The sequence below is a fragment of the Paenibacillus nitricinens genome, from assembly GCF_052056485.1.
Lineage (GTDB): Bacteria > Bacillota > Bacilli > Paenibacillales > Paenibacillaceae > Paenibacillus_AQ > Paenibacillus_AQ nitricinens.
In genome coordinates, this window is record NZ_CP183948.1 from 1,918,817 (window position 1) to 1,943,772 (window position 24,956).

The 24,956-nt window shown below is 44.6% G+C and carries 16 protein-coding genes; 12 read left to right on the forward strand and 4 right to left on the reverse strand.

The genetic code is table 11. From position 1 onward, the window contains the following. Positions 1–137: 137 nt before the first annotated feature. From ACN6KS_RS08440 to ACN6KS_RS08450, 3 genes are all read right to left on the reverse strand, one after another. Entirely contained in the window at positions 138–1,634 is a 1,497-nt protein-coding gene (locus ACN6KS_RS08440; protein WP_094878105.1) for an ABC transporter substrate-binding protein, read from the reverse strand. 92 nt (positions 1,635–1,726) lie between these two features. After that, a complete protein-coding gene (locus ACN6KS_RS08445) occupies positions 1,727–2,656 on the reverse strand; it encodes a carbohydrate ABC transporter permease (RefSeq protein WP_440961784.1) in 930 nt (309 codons plus the stop codon). Positions 2,657–2,667: 11 nt separating this feature from the next. Then, complete coding sequence (locus ACN6KS_RS08450; protein ID WP_094870502.1) at positions 2,668–3,618, reverse strand: ABC transporter permease; 951 nt, start codon at positions 3,616–3,618, stop codon at positions 2,668–2,670. 497 nt (positions 3,619–4,115) lie between these two features. Between ACN6KS_RS08450 and ACN6KS_RS08455 the strand changes: the two genes are divergently transcribed. From ACN6KS_RS08455 to ACN6KS_RS08465, 3 genes are read left to right on the forward strand one after another with little or no spacing between them, the layout of a single operon-like run. Beyond that, positions 4,116–5,063, forward strand: a complete 948-nt coding sequence (locus ACN6KS_RS08455) for an ABC transporter permease (protein ID WP_440962380.1) — start codon at positions 4,116–4,118, stop codon at positions 5,061–5,063. Between the two features lie 16 nt (positions 5,064–5,079). Beyond that, positions 5,080–5,988: a carbohydrate ABC transporter permease gene (locus ACN6KS_RS08460; RefSeq protein WP_094874569.1), complete on the forward strand. Its 909-nt coding sequence runs from the start codon at positions 5,080–5,082 to the stop codon at positions 5,986–5,988. 35 nt (positions 5,989–6,023) lie between these two features. Next, positions 6,024–7,637 carry an extracellular solute-binding protein gene (locus ACN6KS_RS08465; RefSeq protein ID WP_094878103.1) on the forward strand — a complete coding sequence of 538 codons (1,614 nt, stop codon included), beginning with the start codon at positions 6,024–6,026 and terminating at the stop codon, positions 7,635–7,637. A gap of 93 nt (positions 7,638–7,730) precedes the next feature. Here the strand turns inward: ACN6KS_RS08465 and ACN6KS_RS08470 are convergent, their stop codons facing one another. Further along, entirely contained in the window at positions 7,731–9,992 is a 2,262-nt protein-coding gene (locus ACN6KS_RS08470) for a helix-turn-helix domain-containing protein (protein ID WP_440961785.1), read from the reverse strand. Between the two features lie 214 nt (positions 9,993–10,206). On the opposite strand from ACN6KS_RS08470, the gene ACN6KS_RS08475 reads away from it, so the two are divergent. From ACN6KS_RS08475 to ACN6KS_RS08515, 9 genes are all read left to right on the forward strand, one after another. Further along, complete coding sequence (locus ACN6KS_RS08475; RefSeq protein WP_440961786.1) at positions 10,207–11,595, forward strand: alpha-L-fucosidase; 1,389 nt, start codon at positions 10,207–10,209, stop codon at positions 11,593–11,595. Positions 11,596–11,621: 26 nt separating this feature from the next. Further along, on the forward strand, positions 11,622–12,908 hold the full coding sequence (locus ACN6KS_RS08480) for an alpha-L-fucosidase (RefSeq protein WP_341134152.1): 1,287 nt from the start codon (positions 11,622–11,624) through the stop codon (positions 12,906–12,908). 29 nt (positions 12,909–12,937) lie between these two features. Beyond that, positions 12,938–13,966 (forward strand): carbohydrate-binding family 9-like protein, encoded by a 1,029-nt coding sequence (locus ACN6KS_RS08485; protein ID WP_094874573.1) that lies wholly within the window; start codon positions 12,938–12,940, stop codon positions 13,964–13,966. 6 nt (positions 13,967–13,972) lie between these two features. Next, positions 13,973–16,540: a transglutaminase domain-containing protein gene (locus ACN6KS_RS08490; RefSeq protein WP_440961787.1), complete on the forward strand. Its 2,568-nt coding sequence runs from the start codon at positions 13,973–13,975 to the stop codon at positions 16,538–16,540. Positions 16,541–16,544: 4 nt separating this feature from the next. Then, on the forward strand, positions 16,545–17,588 hold the full coding sequence (locus tag ACN6KS_RS08495) for a glycoside hydrolase family 18 protein (protein ID WP_440961788.1): 1,044 nt from the start codon (positions 16,545–16,547) through the stop codon (positions 17,586–17,588). Positions 17,589–17,763: 175 nt separating this feature from the next. Next, complete coding sequence (locus ACN6KS_RS08500; RefSeq protein ID WP_440961789.1) at positions 17,764–18,756, forward strand: glycoside hydrolase family 130 protein; 993 nt, start codon at positions 17,764–17,766, stop codon at positions 18,754–18,756. Between the two features lie 53 nt (positions 18,757–18,809). Next, on the forward strand, positions 18,810–21,254 hold the full coding sequence (locus ACN6KS_RS08505) for a glycoside hydrolase (protein WP_440961790.1): 2,445 nt from the start codon (positions 18,810–18,812) through the stop codon (positions 21,252–21,254). 28 nt (positions 21,255–21,282) lie between these two features. Beyond that, positions 21,283–23,589: a glycoside hydrolase family 3 N-terminal domain-containing protein gene (locus ACN6KS_RS08510; protein ID WP_440961791.1), complete on the forward strand. Its 2,307-nt coding sequence runs from the start codon at positions 21,283–21,285 to the stop codon at positions 23,587–23,589. A gap of 24 nt (positions 23,590–23,613) precedes the next feature. Next, on the forward strand, positions 23,614–24,936 hold the full coding sequence (locus ACN6KS_RS08515) for a glycoside hydrolase family 125 protein (RefSeq protein WP_280788377.1): 1,323 nt from the start codon (positions 23,614–23,616) through the stop codon (positions 24,934–24,936). Positions 24,937–24,956 lie beyond the last annotated feature (20 nt).

Genomic DNA, 24,956 nt, shown 5'->3' on the forward strand with positions numbered 1-24,956 from the left:
TCGTTGCTGTGGTTGAGAGAGCATATAATTCACTGTAAATATATATGAAGCGTAACTTTAGTTCAAATAAATTTTAAAGTATGAAAGGAAAATACATGGTATATCAGCGCTGATATACCATGTGAGTTCGATAAGCTTTACTTAAAGTAATTGTTGATTTGTTCTTGAGCAACTTGCATGATTTTGTCCATTCCTGCATTTTTCAGCTCAGACAGCAATTTAGGGATTACCTTCTCAGGATCAGAAGCGCCTGTAAGCAGTTCATATCTATATTTATCATATACAGCTTGGCAGTTAGCAACCTCAGTCTGCAACTCACCAATATCAAGTGCGAAGCCCAATACGCTAGAGGATGCCGCTTGTTCGTTCAGTTTTTTTACTTGTTCCCACTGATCTAGAGGAGCTCCCTTCGTAACCGCAAGATTGAAGAAGGTACCTTGGGAGTAAGCTGCCAAAGGCCATGTATCACTGATCCGCTCAATGGATTTCTCTCCGTCAATGTTCTTATAGTCGACGCCTAATTCACCAAATGCAAGCATGTTTCTTAATTTAGGATCTGTATTCACTAATTGCAAATATTTCATAGCTTCCACTTTGTATTTGGAATTTGCCGAGATTACATTCATGGAGCCTTGAATTGTACTAGTTGTATACAAAGGCCCAAAAATTTGAGTCATGACGTATTTGTCTATCCCTGCGGTGATTTGCCAGCCAGCTTCTGCGCCAGGGAAGGCTTGTGCGGAGAAGAATGCTCTGTATTTGTCGCCTTCAGTTTTAGTTGGTGCATCCGGGTTAACAATACCATCTTTATACCACTGATGTAGCAGCTTTAAGTTAGTCATAACTTCCGGTTGTTCAAACACGGACACGACTTTCCTGGAAGCATCCTCAACGTTTACTCCAATAGGATTGAAACCTAAAGTCATATCATCATAATTGTTTAAAATGCCCGGGAAGCCTTCGCCTTGGATCAACTGCAACGGGTAGAAGCTTTTGCCTTCACCAGCTTTCATATCATGAAAAGGTTTGTCTAAATCTTGCATCGTTTTAATGTTTTGGTAATCAATATTATATTTTTGTACAAGCTTGTCATCGAATACCCAATATTGAGTTAATGAAGAATCTTTATACGTCGGTACAGCAAAATATTTTCCGCCAATTTTCACACCATCCCATACTTTGGTAGGGATAGACTTGTAAAGTTCAGGGGCCTCACTTTGTACCAGATCCGTAATGTCCGCGAACGCTCCCATAGCGACCTGCTTACTGTACTTTGTGTTGTTGGTAAACATCATATCAAAGGGTTCACCTGTATTCACAATGGTGTTGATTTTTGTATCCCATTCTCCCCAGCTGGCCACCTTGATGTCCACTTTGACACCGATTTTCTCAGCGGTGTATTCGTTCATTTGCTCAACGGCTTTACTAAAATTCTCAGGAACCTGTCCGCCGATCAGCCACCATACCAATGTAGGAATTTCCTTGGTGGTTGGTGCATCAGTAGCAGTTGTGCCACTCTCGTTTTCATTGGTTGCTGTGGACGCCGCTGGCTTTGAGCTGCCACATGCAGCAAGCAGGGACAGCATTAATGCGAGAATACACAATGTTGAGGCGAACTTTAGGGTGTTCTTCACTTTAACTCCTCCTAGTGTTGAATGATGAATAGTACCGTAGTAAAAGTACGGTTATATATCATAAACCAAGCTTGGCTTGGCTTATTTCGGGACTAGCCTTTGACTGCGCCAATGGTAAGGCCGGTAATGAAGTATCTCTGGAAGAAGGGATACGCGCAGGCAACAGGCAACACGATGAGAATAGCAACAGCCATACGGGCAGATTCTTTAGGCATTGTTGCGACCAGCTCAGCAAAGCTGATACCCATGCTTATTGAGTTTCGGGCGAGCGCATCGGCATTGGACATTAAGCTGTTAAGTAGCGCTTGTAGCGAATAGAGATTCTGATTATCGATATACAGCATCGATTGAAACCAGTCGTTCCAGTAACCGAAGCAGAGGAACAGTCCAATCGTAGCTAGTACAGGCAAGGAGATTGGGAGAATGATTGAGAAGAAGGTGCGAAACTGACTAGCCCCGTCAATTTCAGCAGATTCGATTAAGCCATCAGGGATCGTGCTCCTGAAAAAGGTTTTACAAATAATAACGTTAAAGGAGGATACTGCGAGCGGCAGGATGAGTGCCCAAACGCTGTTTTTGAGTCCCAAGAAATTTGTGTTGATAAAGTAACTGGAGACTAGCCCCCCGTTAAATACCATCGGGATGAATACAACCCAGGTGAGGAAGTTCTTGAGCTTGTAAGCCGGGCGTGAAATGACATATCCCATTGTTGTGGTGAGCAGCACGCCAAGTACAGTACCTACGACAGTTACAAGTAGGGATACACCTAGCGCCCGCAGAATCATCGTTCCTTGCTTGGCGATATAAGAGTAAGCATCTCCGGATAGAGCGGTTGGGAAAATGCTGTATCCTGTTTCACGAATATAGGATTCGTCGGTAAGCGATATGGATAACACGACGATCACAGGCACGACACAGGCAATGGCCAGCAGAATAAAAATTAGGGTGAACAAAGCATTGATGCCGTTACTTGTGCGGTTGAATTTCTCCAAGCCAGATTGATAGGTGGGTGTCTTTTCCATAGTCTCTCCTCCTAGATCATTGCACTGTCGGAATCGATTTTTTTAACGATCCAGTTAGCACTTAGAATGGTAATACAGCCCAGCATCGATTGGACGAAAGCGGCAGCGGATGCCATTCCTACGGTGGCGGTCTTTAGCTGTTTATAAACTAGGACATCAACTGTTGTGGCCACATTGAAGAGGGAGTTGGAGTCTCGTGTGACCTGATAGAATAGTCCGAAATCCGTGTAAAAAATACGACCTACTGACAGGATGAACATCATGACAATGACCAGCTTTAGCATGGGTAAGGTAATGAAGCGTGTCTGCTGCCAGATTGAAGCTCCATCAATAACTGCAGCCTCATAATAGGTGCTGTCGATTCCCGTGATGGTGGCCAGATAAATAATCATGCCATAACCAATGCTCTTCCAGATGTTTAAAAAGATAAGAATGTAGGGCCAATATTGCGGTTCCATATACCAATTCACTGCATCATGCCCAATACCCACAAGAAATTGATTGAGGATGCCTTTATCAAAGCTGAAGAAGGCCCAGCCTACAGCAGAGACAACTACCCATGACAGAAAGTAGGGCAGAAACATCATGGTCTGATAAACCTTGCTTGCTTTGCGGCTATGCAGCAGGCTGATCATAATGGCGAACATTACCGGTAACACGATGCCAAGAATAATGAAAATGATGTTATACCCTATCGTGTTACGAAGAATGATCCAGGCATCATTTGATTTGAATAAGAATTCAAAGTTTTTGAAGCCGACCCATGAACTATTTATTACGTTGCTAATAAAGTTGCCGCTGATTTTGAAATTTTTAAAAGCAATAATCATACCGAACATCGGTAAGAAAGAAAATAAGATATACCAGATGAATGTCGGCAAGGCGAGCAGGGTTAACTCGGAATCTTGCTTTCGCCAGTGTATGCGCTTTCTAATTTTGCTGCGTTCAAGTTTAGTGCTCATATCATCCGCTCCTTCATGTGTTTCATACATGCTGCCATTTGTAACCGCTTTCCCTGAATTAATTTTATAAAGTACAGTGAGATGCTTCCAGTTAAGAAACATGATACTTCAGTCAACAAACGTTAGATTTAGGATGAATTCCCTTTAAATGCGCAAAAAAAACATGTTCTATGGAGATTTATACACATTGCCTCTGTGAGCAGCTTTGGCATTGTAATACAACGGAATGATGAGCGAAAAGCGCAAGAATGACACATTTTTAGAACATCAACATAGCGGTGAAACGTATATCATCCCGCAGTACAACACGAAATTCTTGATAAGCGAGAATGACATATTTACGATTCGCTCGATTCTATATAGTGTAAATGTAAGCGCTAGCATTAATGCGATTGATAACAATTCGATAGATAATGATGCTCACTCGATGATCAGAATGTTCTCATCATTACCTATAAGGAGGGGATGTCGCGATGCATGAAACAGGAAGCGTACATATGCGAACTGTGAATTCAGCACCGAAAGAAAAGCGTAAGGGCAGAAACGAGACATGGAAGAAGATTTGTCAGAATTGGGAGCTTTACATTTTTATCGCACCTGCATTCTTTTACTTCCTCATTTTCAGCTATGGACCGATGTATGGGATTCAGATTGCTTTTAAGAACTACATTCCGTCAAAAGGCTATTTTGGCAGTGAATGGGTAGGCTTTGATCATTTCATTCGATTTTTTAACTCGTACTATTTCTGGGATTTGCTGTGGAACACGCTCAGTATTAGCTTGTATGAATTAGCCATTGGATTCCCAATCCCAATTATTCTGGCGCTTGCGTTTAACGAAGTGAAGGATGGCTTCTTCAAGCGACTTGTTCAGACCGTTACGTATGCACCTCATTTCATTTCTGTGGTTGTTATGGCGGGGATGATTATTACCTTCTTGTCTCCATCGAACGGTATAATTATTCATGCCATTGAAGGTTTAGGCTTTAGTGCACCGCAGTTTCTGACAAGCCCTGGTTGGTTTAAGACGATGTATGTATTCTCAGGCGTGTGGCAGAGTGCGGGTTGGGGGACGATTATTTATTTGGCGGCACTCTCGGGTGTAGACCCAGGCTTACATGAAGCGGCAATCATTGACGGGGCCTCTCGCTTCCAACGTGTTCGCTACATCAATATACCAGCGCTTATACCGACCATGACCATTCTATTAATTCTGAATATGGGTGGCTTGTTAAGTGTAGGTTTTGAGAAAATATTACTTCTTCAAAATTCGTTAAATATGTCAAGCTCTGATGTGATTTCAACCTTTGTCTATCGATCTGGTCTTGTCGATGCGCAATATAGCTTCTCAACAGCTGTTGGTTTATTTAACTCCATTGTCAATTGCATCCTGCTCATTACGGTGAATCAGATTGTCCGCCGTACGAGCGAGAACAGTCTATGGTAGAAGGAGGTTGGAATTTATGGTATCAGGTATAAAGCTATCTAAGCGAGACCGAATATTCCTAATTTGCATCTATACGTATGTGGCAATAGCATTGCTGTTAGTCGCATATCCCATCTTATATATTATTAGCGCATCCATCAGTGATCCGAAGATGGTTGCTTCCGGTGAAATGTGGCTCTTTCCAAAAGGAATTACCTTTAAGGGGTATGAGATTGTATTTCAGAACTCGAAGATTTGGACGGGGTATGGAAATACGATTTTGTATACATTGCTAGGCACAACGATTAACTTGGTCGTTACGATGCCAGCGGCATATGCACTCAGTCGTAAGGACTTTGTAGGCCGTGGGTTTTTCATGGGGATGTTCATGGTAACGATGTTCATTGGAGGCGGTCTCGTCCCTACATACATGTTGGTAAAAGGGCTAGGCATGGTCAACACGATGTGGGCACTGGTAATTCCTGGCGCAGCGTCAATCTGGAATATTATCGTCTCTCGTACCTTCTTCGCGAACTCCATTCCAGCTGAGCTTCAAGATGCGGCTCAAATCGATGGCGCGACGAATATTCGATTATTCCTGCGGATTGTTCTCCCGTTATCGATGCCAATTATCGCAGTTATGGCCTTATTCTACGGGGTAGGGCATTGGAACAGCTATTTCGGCGCCATGATCTACCTGAATGATGATGCGAAATATCCATTGCAGCTTGTGCTTCGTCAGATTCTCGTTCTTCAGGAAATGCAATCGCAAGTAGGTGGCATTATCGATGCGACAGCTGCAGCAGCCCAGAACAACAAGGCAGAAATTGCTTCACTTGTGAAGTATGGGGTCATTATCGTATCTACGCTTCCGATTATTGCTGTCTATCCATTCTTGCAACGTTATTTCGTGCAAGGTGTCATGATTGGCTCTGTTAAGGGTTGATCTTAAGATACAAGTAAAAAAGGGGAGGTTTTTGTATGATGAATTATCGTAAAACTGGACTCATGTTGTTATGTCTTTCCATGTCAATTTCTATTTTTACTGCATGTGGATCGAGTGGCGATAAGGGGACGGCAAGCACAGAAAGCTCAGACACAGCCGCAGAGGTTCATAAGACGGGCTTTCCTATCGTGGATGATCCGATTGAGCTTTCTATTATGGCACCGGATGTAGGGCGTCAGGATTGGAACAAGATGCCTGTTATTCAGGAATACGAGAAGATGACGAATATTAAGTTAAAGATTCAAAACGCCCCACAAGACAGCTTTGAGACGAAAAAGAATTTGGTATTTGCAAGCGGTACGCTTCCCGATATTTTTTATGCGGCGGATCTAAAAGGATCGGATCAAGTTACCTACGGAAGTCAAGGATTGTTGCTGCCTTTAGAAAAATACATTGATGAGGGCTACGCACCTAATTTAAAAAAAATTCTCGATGCAAATCCGGATATTCGCAAATCAATGACAACACCAGATGGACATATCTATGCACTACGCAATATTCAGCCATCTGCGGTATGGTATCGTGGACCGATGTGGTATAACGGGAAGTTCTTGAAGAAGTTCGGCATGGAGAACAAATTACCGCAGACAACAGAAGAGCTATACAACTATTTGAAGAAGGTTAAAGAGGAAGATGCGAACGGAAACGGTAAAGACGATGAGGTTCCTCTATCCTCTGTGAAATTAGATGATTTACGGATGTTCTTCCTCGGATTCTGGGGGATGTATAACGAGGATATCTACGTAGATAAGGAGAACAAAGTACACTTTCCACAAGCTGAACCAGCCTACAAAGAATATTTAACCTTCTTGAATCGCTTATGGAACGAGAATTTGCTGGATCATGAAACATTCTCTCAAACCGATGAGCAGAAGAAAGCAAAAGGGAAAAACAATCAAGTGGCCTTATTCTCCGATTATTTTCCATACTTCACGCTTGGTGGTGAACCGAGTGAAGATAACCCGATGATGCAGCCTGTATCTAGTGATATTGCTGGAACACCTGTATACGGCAAGCATCCTGGTATTAACACCATTGGCGGTTTCGCGATTTCAAACACGAACCCGAACCCGGAAGCAAGTATGCGCTGGATTGATTACCAATTTAGCGAAGAAGGGTATTCCTTCTGGGCGTATGGACCTGAAGGTACGTTATTTAAATACAAAGATAAAGCAACAGGCGAGAAAGAATGGCTGCCAGTTCCAGATGGTACGGATCGTGAAGAATACCGCGGTACAATCACGCCAAACTACGGGATTAATACACCAGGTTCCTATGAGAACAGCTATGTTTTAGGTCTTCGTACTAGCTTTGATGACTGGATTGACAAAGAAACAGCTACAAAGCTTACACCTATTGCAAAGGCTCCCTTCCCATCGGTATTCCTGACGGTAGACCAACAGACGGAAATCAAAACACTCCGTTCCGATTTGGATAAATACGTGAAGGAAATGGAAGCGAAATTCGTTACAGGCGCAGAGCCATTAACCAATTGGGATAAATATATCGCTCAAATGAAAAAAATGGGGTATGAGAAGCTCGAATCAACGTATCAACAAGCATACGATACATGGGCTGCTAGCAAATAATTTGTGAAGCTTATACATTCTCATATTTTGAAAAACTTTCCGGTCATGCTAGGCATGACCGGAAAGTTATGATGAACCCTAACCGAGAAAGGATTATACGGTATCGTTAGGCTCAGTATTGGGATGATTACTATTCATCTGTCGATACTGGCCCGGGGTATAACCGGTTTCCTTTTTGAATTTTCGAATAAAGTTTGGTGTGTCGAGGTAGCCGACGCGCTGGATAATATCTTTTAACGGATCACTTGTTATTACGAGCTGTTCCTTGACCTTATCTAATCGTTTTTGCCAAATATATTGGACGAAGTTGATGCCGACCTTATCCTTGAATGAACGACTGAGATGGGAAGGTGAAATCGTAAACGCAGCAGAAACAGATTCAAGGCTAAGTGAATGATCAACATAGTGCTGGTCGATAAAAGCAACGATATGATCCATAAGTGAATGTTCTTCTTTTTTATGCGTCTGCTCTACCTGTGTACAAATCTGAGTGGCTAAACGGTAGAAATTCTGCTCTATAAGATGAACGGGACCATTCATGAAATGGGGAGAAGCAGACTGCATCATGTTATCCATCTTTAACTCAACTGCAGTTTTGAGCATGGTATTCAGCAGGTCGAACAATACGCATCGCATCAGCAGGGTGGATCGTTGTTTATTATCAAGCCCATGGATGGCGGTGTGAATAATTTGTTTGGCGACCTCGTAGTTGCCCTGCTTCAAGCTTTGTGCAAGCTTTAATAGCTCGTTACTAGGGAGTAACACCGTTTGATCATGGGTACTGGATAGCTTTTCAAAATACACGGTGGTTCCATGCTCGGTCGATTTACGTAATTCGAAGGCGGAGCAAGCCTCAACAAAGGATTGATTAAGCTGCTGAGGGCTCTCATAACATTTGCCTACACCGATCATCGGGTGGATATCCATTATGCCTAATGTATATTCACGGATCGCATCCACGATATGAACGATTTGTGCAGCGAGTGCCTCATCATCTTCGAGCTGTAAGCTCACAATGAGTGCGAGCTGATCCAATTGCGGGAGCTCTACACCGTATACTTGTGCAGCAAGCGCTGGAAATTCAATATACGCAAGCTTGCGATGTACTTCTTGTCGCGCCTGAAGATGCTGCTGTTCTAAGTCATCCCAGCCCATCATCATGACAAAATGATGACTTTGCTCGAAGTGCAGATGAAAGGTATCGAATATTCCATGCGTCATCATTTGTGCATGTCCATGCTTTAATAGCATGGAGAGAACATGGTTGCGTGCATAGGGCTCTTGGAGATCAACCTTGGAGCTATACTGCTGTAATGTTGATCGTATATACTCGAGCTCATTTCCGGAGGCCGGTGTATCTGTTTTTTTGTTCGTGAAGCGAACGAGCTCAGCAATCGGAAGATATTGCATCCGAGCGAATAATAGAGCGATGGCCGTTCCTACAATGGCGATCACAATGAATAAAATAATGATGAAGCTCCGAACATTAAGCACGCTACTGAAAAATTGATTACTCGCCATTAAAGTCACATATGACCAGCCATTGACATCTGATGTGACGGAAATAACCGAATGATCTTCGTTGTTTATCGATAGATTATGTATGCCGGGTGGAAGCTCTGATAACCGCTTTATATCCTGTTGGCTAACTGTATCTCCATGGCCACTATAGGATAAAACACGTCCATGATTATCAAAAATATACGTTAATCCTCGATAGTTACCGAGAACGGAATCGATCAGATATGCCAACTCTTTCTCTTTAATGAGGTACATGACAGAAGCATATGGATCTGAGGTGTTGGGAATGATCGGCAGGATATAGGTTAATACAGATTGCTCGAGTGGTGAATTTTGATTCAGCATGTTCGTAAGTCGAATGGATGGAAATTTGGACGAGTTTAAAGCAGTCACAAGTTCATCATTCTTCCAGCTTCCAAACTGATAGGAGCTACGAAATACATCCAGGCTATACATGCCATGATTGGAATAAATATTAGGGTCATGATGATAGTACAGAAATATATCCTCCACAATGGAATTGGAAGATTTGTAGCTATCTAGTGCCGCTATCGCGTCACGACTTTCATAAGGATCCAGTATGCGATAATGAGCGAGACGAGCGTCGTATGACATCCGTGACGCCATATCTCTTAAATCATTCATGCGTCCATCCACTACCGTTTTAATTTGGGTGAGCTGATTAAAGTGAGCATTTTCAATCTCCTTTTGTAAATTATCGGTAGCATTTCGGTAAATGAAAACGATTACAAATATAAGCGGAATAAGAAGGATAAGTAGATACGAACCAGTGAATTTCAGAAACAATTTCGATTTGAAATAGTTATAGTTCAAAGTGGTTTCCCCCTTTTTATGGAGTATACATGGAGATGTTTCTATCAAGCTTTGAATACAGCAAGATATAGATCGGCGCTTGAATACTTATTTATATTCCATAATAGGATGTTTATAGCGGATATTTATTTTTATGTCAAATGTTTTTTTGAAAATATATCATACTAAATCAATAGAATCGCAGCCTCAGAAGAGCTGCATGGAGGTCGTGCAAATGAGTGACGCTAATGTTGTCGAGGAGCAAATTGTTGTTGAAGGAGTTCACAATTACAGCACAGAGGAGGAGTACGTTAAGCCGGAGGATTCGCAGCTATTAGATCAGCTGGAATGGTTCAAGGATCAGAAGCTGGGCTTGATGATGCACTGGGGACCTTATTCGCAGCTTGGACTTGTTGAATCGTGGGCGCTTTGTGATAAAGATGGAGATTGGTCACGGGACGATATTGATTGGGGGGTTGATTCGACGGAGCTGAAGCGGCAATACTTCGGGCTGAATAAAACCTTTAATCCGCTCCGTTTTGAGCCTGAGAAGTGGGCAGAGGTTGCTGCAGAAGGTGGCTTCAAATATTTAAATTTCACAACGAAGCATCACGATGGCTTCTGTATGTGGGATACGCAGACAACAGATTATCGCATCACGGGTAAGGATTGTCCCTTCCATGCACATAAGTACGCGGATATTTGTAAGAACGTATTTGATGCTTTTCGGGCCAAGGGACTTGGGATCTCTGCCTACTTCTCCAAAGCGGATTGGCACACACCAACATACTGGGCCCCAGGTATGGAGACGGGGACGTTCATGAATCGAGGTCCTTCGTATCCAACACAAGATTATCCATGGCTATGGGAGCAATTCGTACAGTACACACATGATCAGATCATGGAATTGATGACGAAATATGGTCGGATTGAAATGCTCTGGTTGGATGCGGGATGGGTGTGTCCACAGAATAAGAATAATCCACAGGATATTCGGTTGGGTGAAGTGGTGGAGAAGGCACGTCAGCATCAGCCATGGCTACTAAGTGCAGACCGTACCGTTGGCGGACCTTATGAGAATGTCGTTACACCAGAGCAAACGTTGCCCGCGCGTCCCCTGCATATCCCATGGGAAAGCTGTATTACGATGGGGACTGCGTTCTCTTATCGGTATGAGGATCATTACAAGACGACACGTCAATTAATTCATTTGCTCGTTGAAGTTGTAGCCAAAGGTGGTAACCTGGCACTTAATGTCGCACCACAACCAGATGGCCGCTTGTCAAGAGCAGCGATGGATCGGATGAAAGGAATGGGCAGTTGGCTCAAAGTCCATGGTGAGGCGATTTATGGAACACGCATATGTGCGCCATACTCCGTTGGAAATACACATTTCACGAAAAAAGGCGATGTCATCTATGCTATCCATCTGTACTCAAAAGAGCAGGAGCTCGTGATCAGTGAGATTTGTATTTCACTCGAGCAGGCTGTGACGCAAATAGATCTTGTTGGCGGACAAGAGAATCTAACATTCGAACGAACAACAACTGGATTGATCGTTCATTTACCAGAGAGCGAGCTTACGGGAATTTCCCCAATTGCACATGTATTTCGCATAAAATAACGAGTTAACTATGGGAGGAAGAGCAGATGCAGAAGTGGTTCACCGATGCAAAGCTAGGAATTTTCATTCACTATGGGATTTATGCGGTACAAGGAGTTGCAGAATCATGGTCTTTCTATAACGGGAGAATGTCTTATGAGGACTATATGAAGCAATTGAATGGCTTTACGGCCTCTAAATTTGATGCGAAGTATTGGGCAGAGCTGATTGCGAAGTCAGGAGCCAAGTATTCTGTTCTAACGACGAAGCATCATGACGGAGTAGCCTTATTTGATACGAAGTTCAGTGATTTGAGCGTTATGAAGGCGACACCTGCCAAGAGAGATATTATTAAGGAGTGGTCTGAGGCGATTCGAGATCAGGGTCTTCGCGTAGGGATGTATTACTCCCTCATTGACTGGTCTCATCCTGATTATCCATCAGTGTATGAGAAAGGCGTCGTACCAGATGACTTGAGTCAGGTAAATCGTTATTCAAGTCCGATGGATGGTGTCCAAGATCCAGAGCGATGGGAGAGATTTCTGGCATTTAACCGTAACCAACTGGGAGAAGTGTTAACGGATTATGGTCAGGTTGATCTGTTATGGTTCGATGGGGATTGGGAACGAAGCGCAGAGCAGTGGGGATTGCCAGCATTCAAAGATTATCTGAAATCATTTAATCCTGATCTTATTATAAACTCACGCTTGCAAGGGTATGGGGATTATAAGACGCCCGAGCAAGGTCTTCCCATTACGCGTCCGGAAGGTCCGTGGGAATTCTGCACGACGATAAATACGTCATGGGGTTATGTGCATACAGACCACAATTATAAATCATTGAATCAAATGATCCGAATGTTCTGTGACTGTATCAGCATGGGCGGGAATATGCTGTTAGATATTGGGCCCATGGAGGATGGAACGATTGATCCTAGGCAGGAAGCGATCTTGCTCGGACTAGGTGATTGGATACGTACACATGAAGAAGCCATCTATGGAACACAAGAGGGTATTATGACACGCTATTATTTAGGTGGCAGTACATTGTCTCCGGATAAGAAGAACTTGTACCTCTTCGTTTACGATACACCTAGGGAGAACATTTGCCTCAAAGGGCTGTGTAATCCCATTACAAAGATTACGGTGCTTCACTCAGGCAAGGAGCTCACCCATGAAATTCACGGTGGTGTGCCGTGGTTTCACATACCAGGTACAACTTGGATTCATATAACACCTGAAGAAATGCATGATCAAGTGACAGTGCTTAAATTGGAATTCGATGAAGAAATTGAGATGTACGGCGGCTCAGGCGCAGTTGTAACGCACAACTAAAGTACATTAACGGATAGAGGAGCATTCACATGGTAAATCGAAGTGGAGTACCAGCGCCTCACATGGTTTCATACGCCCCCAAGCATTATCTGTGCAGACGAGCGACGGAGTCGCTTGTCTTGGATGGGAAGCTAGATAAGCCCTTTTGGCAGCATGCAGCATGGACAGAAAAGTTTGTGGATATTGAAGGAGATCTGCGTCCGATGCCAGGAAAGGATACGAGAGTAAAGATGCTGTGGGATGATGAGTATTTTTACTTTGGTGCAGAGCTGATGGAAGATCAGATCTGGGGAACGCTGACAGAACGTGATTCCGTTATTTTTTACGACAATGATTTTGAGATTTTTATAGATCCGACAGGAGATTCCCATCAGTATTACGAGTTTGAGATTAACGCCTTGAACACGGTATGGGACTTACTCCTTGTGAAACCTTATCGTGACGGAGGTCCTCCAATCAACGGTTGGGATATCCAAGGCTTGAAGACGGCTGTTCATATCGAAGGTGAGTTAAATAACCCGCACGCTGACAATCGGAAATGGACGGTTGAAGTTGCAATACCATGGAATAGTTTAAAAGAATGTGCCACGGATCGACGATCACCATACGCTGGGGAGTTTTGGCGTGTTAATTTTTCACGTGTTGAATGGCAGACCGAGGTTGTCGATGATAAGTATCTTAAGCTTCACAACCCCGACACAGGAAAGCCTTATCCTGAGGATAATTGGGTGTGGTCACCACAAGGAATCATTAATATGCATTATCCAGAACTGTGGGGCTATGTTGTATTCGTGAATGAAGCGGGTCCATATCACTTCGACATCCCTCGGGATGAACATATCAAATGGGAATTACGGAAGCTCTATTATCGTGAGCGGAACTATTACGAAACACACGGCATGTTCACAACCGATTTTATTACATTATGTGAAGAGGATACATGGACCATTGAACCAAGCATTGAAACGACGACTAAAACTTTTATAATATCTGCATCAACATCAGATAAGACGTCCCGTCTTTACATTCGCGAGGACGGGTTTCTCTGGAAGGAGTGATTGGATATGGAACTGATTGAACGTAAGTTTCAGGAGAAGAAGATTTTGGCCAAGAGACGTGCAACGCAGTTATTTCAAATCTTTGAACAGGACTTGACGGAAGAAGAAATAATTGCACTTAAGTATCTCTATGCGTATATGCCAGTGAATGATTTGGCGGATTACAGTGGAGAGCTTTTCTTGAATCATGTGAGAACGACACTTAAGATTCGCCGAGATATGCCATGGCAAGTACCGGATCATATATTTTTACATTTCGTGCTGCCCTATCGTGTTAATACCGAAAACATTGAAGATCACCGCCATATTCTTCATAAGCAATTAGAGAAGCGAACTAGTAAGTTGACTATGACGGAAGCTATTCTTGAGACGAATTACTGGTGTCATGAAATGGCAACGTACATTGGGAGTGATTTGCGGACGATTTCGCCATTAACGATGATTCGAAATGCACGTGGGCGTTGCGGTGAAGAATCCACACTAGCTGTGGCAGCCCTTCGCAGTATAGGTATACCTGCACGTCAAGTGTATACGCCACGTTGGGCTCATTGTGATGATAACCACGCATGGGTGGAGGCATGGGCAGACGGTGAATGGTATTTTATTGGGGCTTGCGAACCGGAAGCCCGTCCTAATCAAGGGTGGTTTGGACCTCCAGCGCGTAGAGCGATGTTAATTAACACACGTATTCTCGCTAACTATCAAGGTCCAGAAGAGATTACGCTTGCAGATGAGTGGTTCACTGAAATTAATGTATTGGAAAATTACGCATCCACACGGATAATTACGGTTCATGTGAAGGATGAATTCGGGCAGCCTGTGCAGGATGCAGAAGTACAGTTCCAAGTGTATAACATGGCCGAATTTTACCCGATAGCCGTCCTATCTACCAATGCCCAAGGGGAAGCCACCTTCAAAACAGGTCTCGGTGACCTCATGATTCGTGCGGCAAAGAGTGGGAAGTGGGGGGAAGTGAAAATTTCAGTCGCGGCCTGTGATTGTGTTGAGCTTGTGTTGGATCAAGAAAATCAGCCCGATGCAGGCACGGTGGTCGATTATGATATGGTACCGCCTCCAGCGTGTGAAGGTGAGGTCATAGAGGAACTGTCTGAAACTCGTATCCAGCGACATCATGAACGTTTGGAGGAAGGGATCTCGATTCGAGCGAAATATGAAGTGACTTTTGTGACAGAAGAAGCAGCGAGGAGGCTCGGGATAACACTGGGTCTCCCGGAAGATCGTGTATGGACAGTGCTTCAGAAGGCACGTGGTAACAGTGTAGAGATAGCCGCCTTTTTGGAAGCAGCCACATCCGTGTATGGAGAATGGGTATTACGGTTATTAGAGTGTTGTAATGACAAGGATTTAATCGACACATTCATTCCAACCCTTACAGATCATGTGGCTGGTGCACTTGCTGTACGTGGTGAGCTCACAGAGAAAGTGTTCGTGCCCTACATTTTGCGTCCTCGTGTTCACTACGAGATGATTACACCGTATCGTACATTTTTCCAACAAGCATTCACTTCGGATGAAGTGGCATTGTTTCGTCAGGACCCAACGAAGCTAGTCCAATTCATAGATGAAACGTGGGATATATGGACAGACCTTCCGAATCTGAAAGGGAAGGGAACGGCAGTGGGTACCTTTGAATTGCGCGTAGGTGATCGCAGTTCCCTGGATATCATGTTCGTATCCATTTGTCGTAGTTTAGGAATCCCAGCGCGATTGCATCCCATTGAATCCAAGCCGCAATTTATGGTGGATAATATTTTCGTGGATGCTCAATTTACAAAAGGCATTGTTGGAGGCGGGATAGAATTAGCGAACGGCACTCTCATCCTTCATCGTGATCAAGGTGCAGGGACAGTCCAACCAACGGCTTCCTACTATGAGAATTTCACCTTAGCTCGGCTGGAGAACGGTTTTTATAAAACCTTATGTTACCCGCATGGCGCAAATAACCTATATGATACACCCCTTGAGGTTGAGCAGGGAGCATACCGTCTGACGACAGGCGTACGAATAAAGGATGGCACCGTGCTTATAAAGCTCACTTATTTTCATATTGCAGAAGGGGAAGAGAAGAAGCTGGTCATGAAGTATCGACAATCTACATTGGAAATTCCAGTGTACGGCAAGGTCAAACGACTTGAGCAGCTGAGCTCATGGACAGGTGTGGAGCAGACTTTTGCAGATCTTCTGGGTGGAAAGAGCGCCTATGTCGCTTGGCTGGAGCCGGAACGAGAGCCTTCAAAGCATTTGCTTCGTGAACTCTCTGAGTTGAAGCATGAGTTCAATGCGCTAGGTGCCCCCATCATTCTCGTGGTGGGTGAAGAGCAATGGACAGTCTCGTTTCGTCCCGAGGACTATCCCGATCTTCCGACAAATACAGTGTTTGTTCGTGATTCAACATATAATCTATTACCTGAATTCTTTGCATCTTCCCAAGCGAGTGAAGCGGGCTTTCCCCATCTTATCATTGTGGACCGTGAAGATCAGATTCGGTACATGTCATCAGGATATAAGATTGCAGCGAGCAAGGAAGCGATTCAAATCTTAACGAGGGTGTGAAGGGATGGATCAACAAATGATTGTAGCAGGCTACGTGAGTGACTCCAAACTATCTGAGTTAACGCATGACCATTTGATGAAGTTAACGCATCTCAACGTTGCATTTGGTTATGTGAAGGATGAGCAGATTACAACAGCGCATTTGCAATGCACGAACCAGCTACAAGAGATGAAAGCGATATATCCGAATCTGACGCTGCTGCTCTCCATTGGCGGATGGGGGAATGGGGGCTTCTCTGAGGCTGCCTATACCGAAGAAGGACGTCAGAAATTCGCAGCGTCGGCTGTGCAAGTGATAACAGATTTCCCGTTCGATGGAATCGATTTGGATTGGGAGTATCCTTGTTACAGTGAAGCGGACATTGAAGCATCGCCGGAGGATAGATACAATTTCACACTGCTACTAAAGGCGATTCGAGATGCACTAGATGTGAAAGGTACAGCGGATGGCAGGCATTACTTGCTTACAATTGCGGCAGGTGCTGATCAGTATTACATTGATGGCACCGAGATGGATCAAGTACAGCGATATTTGGATTTTATACAGCTGATGACCTACGATATGCGTGGCGGATTCCAGATTCTAACGGGACATCATACGAATTTATTTCATACGACAGGAGATTTGTATCGTATCAGTACAGAGGCATCGGTGAATATGTTCATTCAGGCAGGCGTCCCCCGAGAGAAAATCGTCATTGGCGTGGCGTTCTATTCCCGAATGTGGAAGCAGGTGCCGAATAAGAATCATGGATTTCTACAAATGGCCGGCACAACAGGTGGCTATGGCCCAGAATATACAGAACTGTTTGCTAATTACATCAATCAGAATGGCTACACACGGCATTGGGACGATGAGGCCAAAGCACCGTTTTTATTTAATGGAGACACGTTTATTTCCTATGATGACGTGGATTCGATCACACATAAATGTGAGTATGTCAAACGTGAAAGACTTGCGGGCGCCATGTTCTGGGAATATAGCTGTGATAAGACACACACGCTGCTTGATGCACTGTATAGAGGCTTAAATGAGAGCGTGAAGTGATGCTACCTGTTCAATTAGTTAAGAAACATGATACTTCAGTCAACAAACGTTAGATTCAGGATGAATTCCCTTTTAATGCGCTTTATTATGATTTAAAGTAGGGGTGCAAGCAGGGTTAGACATCCTGATAACGTTGTTGCAGATCACAATTGTACACATGAAAGGAGTTTATGAAATGAGCAAAATTATTGGTGAAGCACTATCAAATATTCCTTGGCAGGATAAGCCGAGTGGCTATAACGCTCCAGTGTGGCGATATACCCATAATCCGATTATTCAGCGAGATGCACAATTAAACTCGAACAGTATTTTTAATTCCGCAGTTATTCCTTTTGAAGAGGGATATGCAGGGGTATTCCGTTGTGACTCCAGATCTGTAAGTATGGACATATTCGCTGGCTTCAGTCAGGACGGGCTTCAATGGGAGATTAATGAGAATCCGATTCAATTCGAAGGCGACGAATATGTAACAAAGCGGGAGTATCGTTACGATCCACGCGTCTGCAAAATCGAGGATAAATATTATGTTTCTTGGTGTAATGGATACCATGGTCCTACCATTGGTCTCGCATATACGTATGATTTCAAAACCTTTCACCAATTAGAAAACGCTTTCCTTCCATACAACCGGAATGGTGTATTATTTCCGCGCAAAATAAATGGAAAATATGCGATGTTAAGCCGTCCAAGTGATACAGGGCATACACCATTTGGAGATATCTTTTTTAGTGAGAGCCCTGACCTGACGTACTGGGGAAAGCATCGTTACGTGATGGGTACGATCAACTCGGACGCTTCTGCATGGCAATCGAAGAAAATTGGTCCAGGACCGGCTCCAATCGAAACAGATCGCGGATGGTTGTTAATCTATCATGGTGTAATAAATACATGTAACGGGTTCGTTTATCGGATGGGTGTTGCTTTATTAGATTTGCATGAGCCATGGAAGGTGTTAGGACGCTCACGGAACTATATTCTTGGACCAGAGACATTGTATGAATGTGTAGGAGATGTGCCGAATGTCACCTTCCCTTGCGCAGCACTTTCCGATGGTGATACAGGCCGAATTGCAATTTACTATGGCTGTGCTGATACGGTAACAGGGGTTGCGTTCACAACTGTAGATGAGTTGTTCGACTATATGGATAAGTACCCGCTAGAGAATTAGTAGAGAAAGCGCAGCATCATGGCTAGTTAGAATAACTATAGGGAGAGATCGAGATGTCCGTTAAACGACCTTGGAAAATATACGCAATCCATCATTCTCATACAGATATCGGGTATACAGAGCGTCAGGAGAAAATTCAGCAGTATCATGTTAATTTCATTCGCCAGGTCCTGCATATTTTACGTGAAAGCAAATCGGGACGCCGTCCGGAATGGCAAGGATTTAAGTGGGTTTGTGAGACATTTTGGCCGATTGAAACCTTTCTGATGCAGGCGACAGAGCAAGAGAAGATAGAGTTCGCTGAAGGTGTGAGACAGGGAGCTATCGGGTTGTCGGGGACTTATCTAAATATGACAGAATTAATTGGTAAAGAGTTGTTCCAATCGATGATTGCGCGGGTGTGTGATTACGGACAGTCCATAAAAATTCCTGTAACATCGGCAATGACAGCAGATATCAACGGTTTCAGCTGGGGGTATGGTCAGGTCCTGCTGGATAATGGGATCCAGAATCTGTCCACCTGTATTCATACGCATCACGGAATGTTCCCTTGCTGGAAGAAGCAGCAGCCGTTCTGGTGGGAGATGCCTTCAGGGGATCGTCTGTTGACGTGGAGCGGAGAGCATTATGTGTTCGGAAATGATCTGGGGCTTGTACCTGGCATGGGCGGTAAATATACGATTAAAGATGAGTTTGATATGAGCAAGGGCGCGGATTTTGAAATAGCTGAACAACGGATCGGGCGTTATATCGATCGTCTGACAGAGGATGGCTATGCATTTGATTTCTTTCCGGCAATGTTCTCAGGCTTGCCTACGGATAATAACCCGCCAAATGCGGCGGCCATAGAGTTTATCCAGCAATGGAACGAGAAGCATGGGGAGCGTATTGTAATTCAAATGGCTACGTTAGATGACTTCTTTGCAGAGGTCCGTGCCCATGCAGTACAGCACCCGGAAGATATTCCTGTCTATCGCGGAGATTGGCCCGATTGGTGGACGGATGGGGTTGGCTCGACACCAAAGCATGTACAAGTATTCCGTGAGGCACAGCGGGTGTATCAAAAGGTAAGAAGACTGGATCCTAATTATGACATCATATCCCCGGAAGCTATTAAAGAAATGGAATATCAATTAACGATGTTCGCTGAGCACACATGGGGCTATCATTCTTCGATTTCAGAGCCTTGGAACCCGTTTGTTCAAGAGTTAGGGCTGCGCAAGGAAGCGTTCGCTGCAAATGCGAGCACCGCTGCACATCGTGCGTTGTATGAAATCCTTGAAGCCAAGGGAGATGCACTGCTTGCACCGGGTCGGCCGATGAAGTTCAAAATTTGCAATCCCTACAGCTATGTTCAGGAGGATCATGCTCATCTTATTCTTGAGGGTTGGTATTACGAGCAGATTAAAGAAGGGTTTGAGGTGCGTGATTTCAATACAGGTGAGGTGCTCCCATCTCAACTGCGTCTTGCGCATCGCGGGGTGATTGTAACCATTCCGGTCATGCTGGAGCCCCGGGAAGAAAAAGTGCTTCATATCGTAGCGGTTAAGCCAACAATCAAAACCGCATATATGAACGATTATGTGGCGTCGGATCGTGTATTGGATTTGCATGTTACCCATGAAGTAAAGGACTTCCATGTGACATCCACCTATGCTGAAACACCATTTGTACGCATTGAATGGAAGAAGGGTGAAGGAATCACCTCTTGGAAGGATAAGCAGACTGGGCAGGAGCTGCTGCGTGCGGACCGGAATCATCATGCATTCACGCCGGTATATGATGTTACGCCAGCCACAAAGGTGGTCGAGATGACGGAGGTTCGCCGTCTTATGGGCCGTAATCGGAAAGGTCCGGATGCGATTGTATCTACAGGTATGTTGACAAGTGCAGTGATTGTTGGACAGGGAGAGCTTTATAGCATGATTCAATTAACCTATGAAGTTTCTGGTTGCGAGCATTATTCCTTGTTCTTAACCGTGTATGCGGATCGTCCGCGTGTGGACGTGGCGGTACGTATGCATAAGGAGAGTGTGTGGAAGCCTGAGAATTTGTATATTTCACTTCCGTTTGGCGGCGCATTGACAACTCCAGCGCAGGATCTGTGGGTGGATAAGATGGATGCATTAACTCGACTGCGTAAGGATCAATTGCCAGGTAGCTTGGCTGATTATACGGCTGTTGGTGAAGGTGCTGCGTATATTTCGAAGGAGCAAGGTATTGTGATTGCGATGCCAGACACTCCATTGATTCAACTAGGCTCCTTGGAGCATAAATATCGTCTCCTGAATGGCGATGCCAGACTGGAACAGGACCCTGCACACTTGTACGCCTGGGTGATGAATAACTATTGGGAAACCAACTTTGCAGCTACGCTTGGCGGCTTCTATGAATTCCGCTATTACATTACATGGGGTGAGAAGTTTAACAACCCTGAAGTATCGTTCGACATGTGTCGGGGGATGAATGCAGGAATCCTGGCGTGGAGACAATTCTAGTTCATGTGAACGGGAGGAATTGTAAGCTATGAGATATAAAGATTCATCCTTGCCGATTCATGAGCGTGCTATAGATTTATTGGCTCAAATGACGCTGGAGGAGAAGATCGGGCAGCTCCTCCAGCCCTTTGGCTGGAAGGCGTATGAGAAATCAGAAGGCAAGATTCAATTGACAGAAGTATTTAAGGAAGCAATTGCAAACGGTGGCGTGGGTTCTTTGTATGGTGTGCTGCGTGCAGATCCTTGGACAGAGGTAACATTGGAAACGGGGTTGTCACCTTTGGAAGGCGCAGAATTAACGAATCTGATCCAGCAATATGCGATTGAGCATACACGTCTGGGTATTCCGATTCTGCTGGGCGAGGAATGCTCTCATGGTCATATGGCGATTGGCAACACCGTCTTTCCCGTACCGCTTGCCATGGGAAGTACATGGAATAGGGAATTATTCCGGCAGATCTGCCAAGCAGTGGCTGCAGAGACTCGGGCTGGGGGAGGGGCAGCCACCTACTCCCCAGTACTAGATATTGTACGTGATCCGCGCTGGGGGCGAACAGAAGAATGCTTTGGGGAAGATCCATATTTGAATAGTGAAATGGCAGTTGCTGCAGTGAGGGGCTTACAAGGCGATTCATTAAATACAGACCATACGATCCTGGCAACACTAAAGCATTTCGTCGCGTATGGCAGCTCGGATGGTGGTCGTAATGCTGACACCGTGCGGATGGGAAAACGCGAGTTAATGGAGAAGGATTTGCTGCCTTTCCAGAGGGCAATTGAAGCTGGGGCCAAATCTGTTATGACAGCTTACAATGAGATCGATGGTGTTCCTTGTACCTCGAACAAGGCATTGTTAACAGATGTACTTCGTGAGCAATGGGGCTTTGACGGCTTCGTCATTACGGATTGTGGTGCGATCAGCCAGCTTAAACACGGTCACCAGATTTGTGAGACCGAAGAAGAGGCAGCATCACTTGCACTTAAAGCTGGTGTGGATATGGAGATGTCTGGTGAAACATTTGGCAGATGTCTAATGAATGCATTGCGGCTAAAGCTGATTGACATTTCCGATGTTGATCTTGCAGTCGAACGAATTCTGCATGCGAAGTTTGAATTGGGATTGTTTGAACGTCCCTTTGTTGATCCGGCTACAGCACAGCGTGTCGTTGGACAACAGTTGCATTTAGAGATGGCGCGACAAGCTGCACGTGAAAGCATTATTCTTTTGAAGAATCATGATAAGGCTCTGCCGCTTTCTCCGTCCCTTGGTAAGATTGCTGTTATTGGGCCGAATGCCAACAATATTTATAATCAATTGGGTGACTATACTTCACCACAGGAGCGTCATCACATTATTACCGTTTTGGACGGGGTTCGTGCTAAATGTGCAGGACTCAGCGAAGTGCTGTATGCTCCGGGCTGCCGCGTGAAAGATCCATCGAAAGCAGGCTTTGAGCTGGCAATGGAGGCGGCGTCAGCAGCGGATACCATTATTGCGGTTGTCGGGGGATCAAGTGCCCGTGATTTCGGTGAAGGTACGATTAATTTGAAGACAGGGGCTGCCGTCATTACGGATCAATTTAGTCTTAGTGATATGGATTGTGGGGAAGGTTTCGATCGTGCAGAGCTGAACTTATGCGGTGTGCAACTTGATCTGCTGCAGGAGCTGCACAGCTTGAACAAAAAACTGATTGTTGTCTATATCAATGGTCGTCCCATTGTCGAGCCATGGGTAGATGAGCATGCGGATGCCATTCTGGAGGCTTGGTACCCGGGACAGCAGGGCGGGCATGCGATTGCTGATATTTTGTACGGGGACTATAATCCATCCGGCCGGCTGACACTATCCATTCCAAAGCATCCAGGGCAATTACCGATTTACTACAATAAGAAACGCTCCAGAGGTCATCGCTATCTCGAGGTGGACTTTCATCCGCAATATGTGTTTGGTTATGGACTAAGCTATACAAGCTATCAATACGAGCATATTCGCTTGGATCAGACACAAATAGAGTTGGATGATTCTTGTACTGTATCCGTGGAGGTTACGAATATTGGCGAAGTAGCTGGACATGAGGTTGTTCAACTATATATCAAAGATTGCACTAGCACAATCACACGCCCGGAACGAGAATTAAAAGGATTTCAGAAGATTTATATTGAGCCTGGTGAGATGCGTACCGTTCAATTTCATATTACTCCGCGGGAGCTGCAGTTTGTCGGTTCTGATTTGCAGTGGACGGTTGAGCCCGGCAAATTTGAGATCATGATTGGATCGAACGTAGGAAATACCATTTCAACAAGCTTAGAGGTTGTTCCTCGTAACTTGAGATAGTAATCACAGGAGGGTTACCAAATTATGAAAGAACATCGTTTACCTACTATTGAAATTAATAAGTTCCCTCTGCCTCAGGCGGTTCAGCAAGTCATGAAGGACGCTAGTGAACGTCTGGCTCATCGTCCGAAGCTGCGTCAATTATTTCAGAATTGTTTTCCAAATACACTAGAAACAACTACTAAGCTGTTGGATGACGGAACAACATTTGTGTTAACTGGCGATATTCCGGCGATGTGGCTGCGTGACTCTGTTGAGCAGGTTATTCATTATGTTCCTTTTGCCAAGGAAGATGCTGAGCTTGGGCGGATTCTAGAAGGCTTAATACGCCGTCATATGTTTTATATTCAAATTGATCCTTATGCGAATGCCTTTAACGAGTCAGCAAATGATTGGCACTGGAATGCAACGGATGAGACAGACAGCTCACCTTGGGTATGGGAGCGTAAATTTGAGCTGGATTCCATGTGCTTCTCATTCCGCTTGGCATATCTATATTGGAAAGAAACTGGACGCACCGGGATCTTTGATGAAGTTTTCCGAACCTCACTACTGAAGATGTTGAACGTATGGCAGATTGAGCAGGAGCACAAGGAGCAGTCAACCTACCGCTTTCAACGTCACAACGGCATCATGATAGATACATTACGTAAGAACGGTTTGGGGATGCCGGTAAATAATGTTGGACTGATCTGGTCAGGCTTCCGCCCCAGTGACGATGCGTGTGACTTTCACTTCAATATTCCATCGAATATGTTCGCCGCTGTAACGCTTCGACAATTGCAGGAAATTGCTCAATATGTATATAGAGATTCAAAGCTTGTAGCCCGAATGTCGGCAATGGAAGAAGAAATCCGGCATGCCATTGAGCTTTATGGAATCATTGACCATTCCAAATACGGCAAGATGTATGCGTTCGAAACGGATGGTTTCGGTAACCATTTATTGATGGACGATGCAGGTACTCCGAGCTTAATGTCAGCGCCCTATCTAGGTTACTGTGCGCCAGACGATCCGATATATTTGAATACCCGCAAATTTGCTCTGAGTGAGGATAATCCCTATTTCTTCAAAGGCGAGAAGCTCAGCGGCATTGGCAGTCCGCATACTAGCACGGGATTCGTATGGCATCTTGCTTATACGATGCAGGGCTTAACCGCAGTTGATCCGCAAGAGATGCTCGAGATGATTGAAATCTGTGAGTCGACAGATGCTGGTACTGGATTTATGCATGAGGGATTTGATGTCAATGATTCAACCCAATTTACACGTGAGTGGTTCGCTTGGTCGAACAGCCAGTTCGCACAGCTTGTGTGGAAGGCATTGGAATCAGGCATATTGCCCTAAAATAAATCACTATGAGCGGG

Bases quoted from the DNA above. Each gene is read 5' to 3' on its own strand.
- ACN6KS_RS08445 (WP_440961784.1), bottom strand. From the start codon at position 2,656: ATGGAAAAGACACCCACCTATCAATCTGGCTTGGAGAAATTCAACCGC.
- ACN6KS_RS08450 (WP_094870502.1), bottom strand. From the start codon at position 3,618: ATGAGCACTAAACTTGAACGCAGCAAAATTAGAAAGCGCATACACTGG.
- ACN6KS_RS08455 (WP_440962380.1), top strand. From the start codon at position 4,116: ATGCGAACTGTGAATTCAGCACCGAAAGAAAAGCGTAAGGGCAGAAAC.
- ACN6KS_RS08460 (WP_094874569.1), top strand. From the start codon at position 5,080: ATGGTATCAGGTATAAAGCTATCTAAGCGAGACCGAATATTCCTAATT.
- ACN6KS_RS08465 (WP_094878103.1), top strand. From the start codon at position 6,024: ATGATGAATTATCGTAAAACTGGACTCATGTTGTTATGTCTTTCCATG.
- ACN6KS_RS08475 (WP_440961786.1), top strand. From the start codon at position 10,207: ATGAGTGACGCTAATGTTGTCGAGGAGCAAATTGTTGTTGAAGGAGTT.
- ACN6KS_RS08480 (WP_341134152.1), top strand. From the start codon at position 11,622: ATGCAGAAGTGGTTCACCGATGCAAAGCTAGGAATTTTCATTCACTAT.
- ACN6KS_RS08485 (WP_094874573.1), top strand. From the start codon at position 12,938: ATGGTAAATCGAAGTGGAGTACCAGCGCCTCACATGGTTTCATACGCC.
- ACN6KS_RS08490 (WP_440961787.1), top strand. From the start codon at position 13,973: ATGGAACTGATTGAACGTAAGTTTCAGGAGAAGAAGATTTTGGCCAAG.
- ACN6KS_RS08495 (WP_440961788.1), top strand. From the start codon at position 16,545: ATGGATCAACAAATGATTGTAGCAGGCTACGTGAGTGACTCCAAACTA.
- ACN6KS_RS08500 (WP_440961789.1), top strand. From the start codon at position 17,764: ATGAGCAAAATTATTGGTGAAGCACTATCAAATATTCCTTGGCAGGAT.
- ACN6KS_RS08505 (WP_440961790.1), top strand. From the start codon at position 18,810: ATGTCCGTTAAACGACCTTGGAAAATATACGCAATCCATCATTCTCAT.
- ACN6KS_RS08510 (WP_440961791.1), top strand. From the start codon at position 21,283: ATGAGATATAAAGATTCATCCTTGCCGATTCATGAGCGTGCTATAGAT.
- ACN6KS_RS08515 (WP_280788377.1), top strand. From the start codon at position 23,614: ATGAAAGAACATCGTTTACCTACTATTGAAATTAATAAGTTCCCTCTG.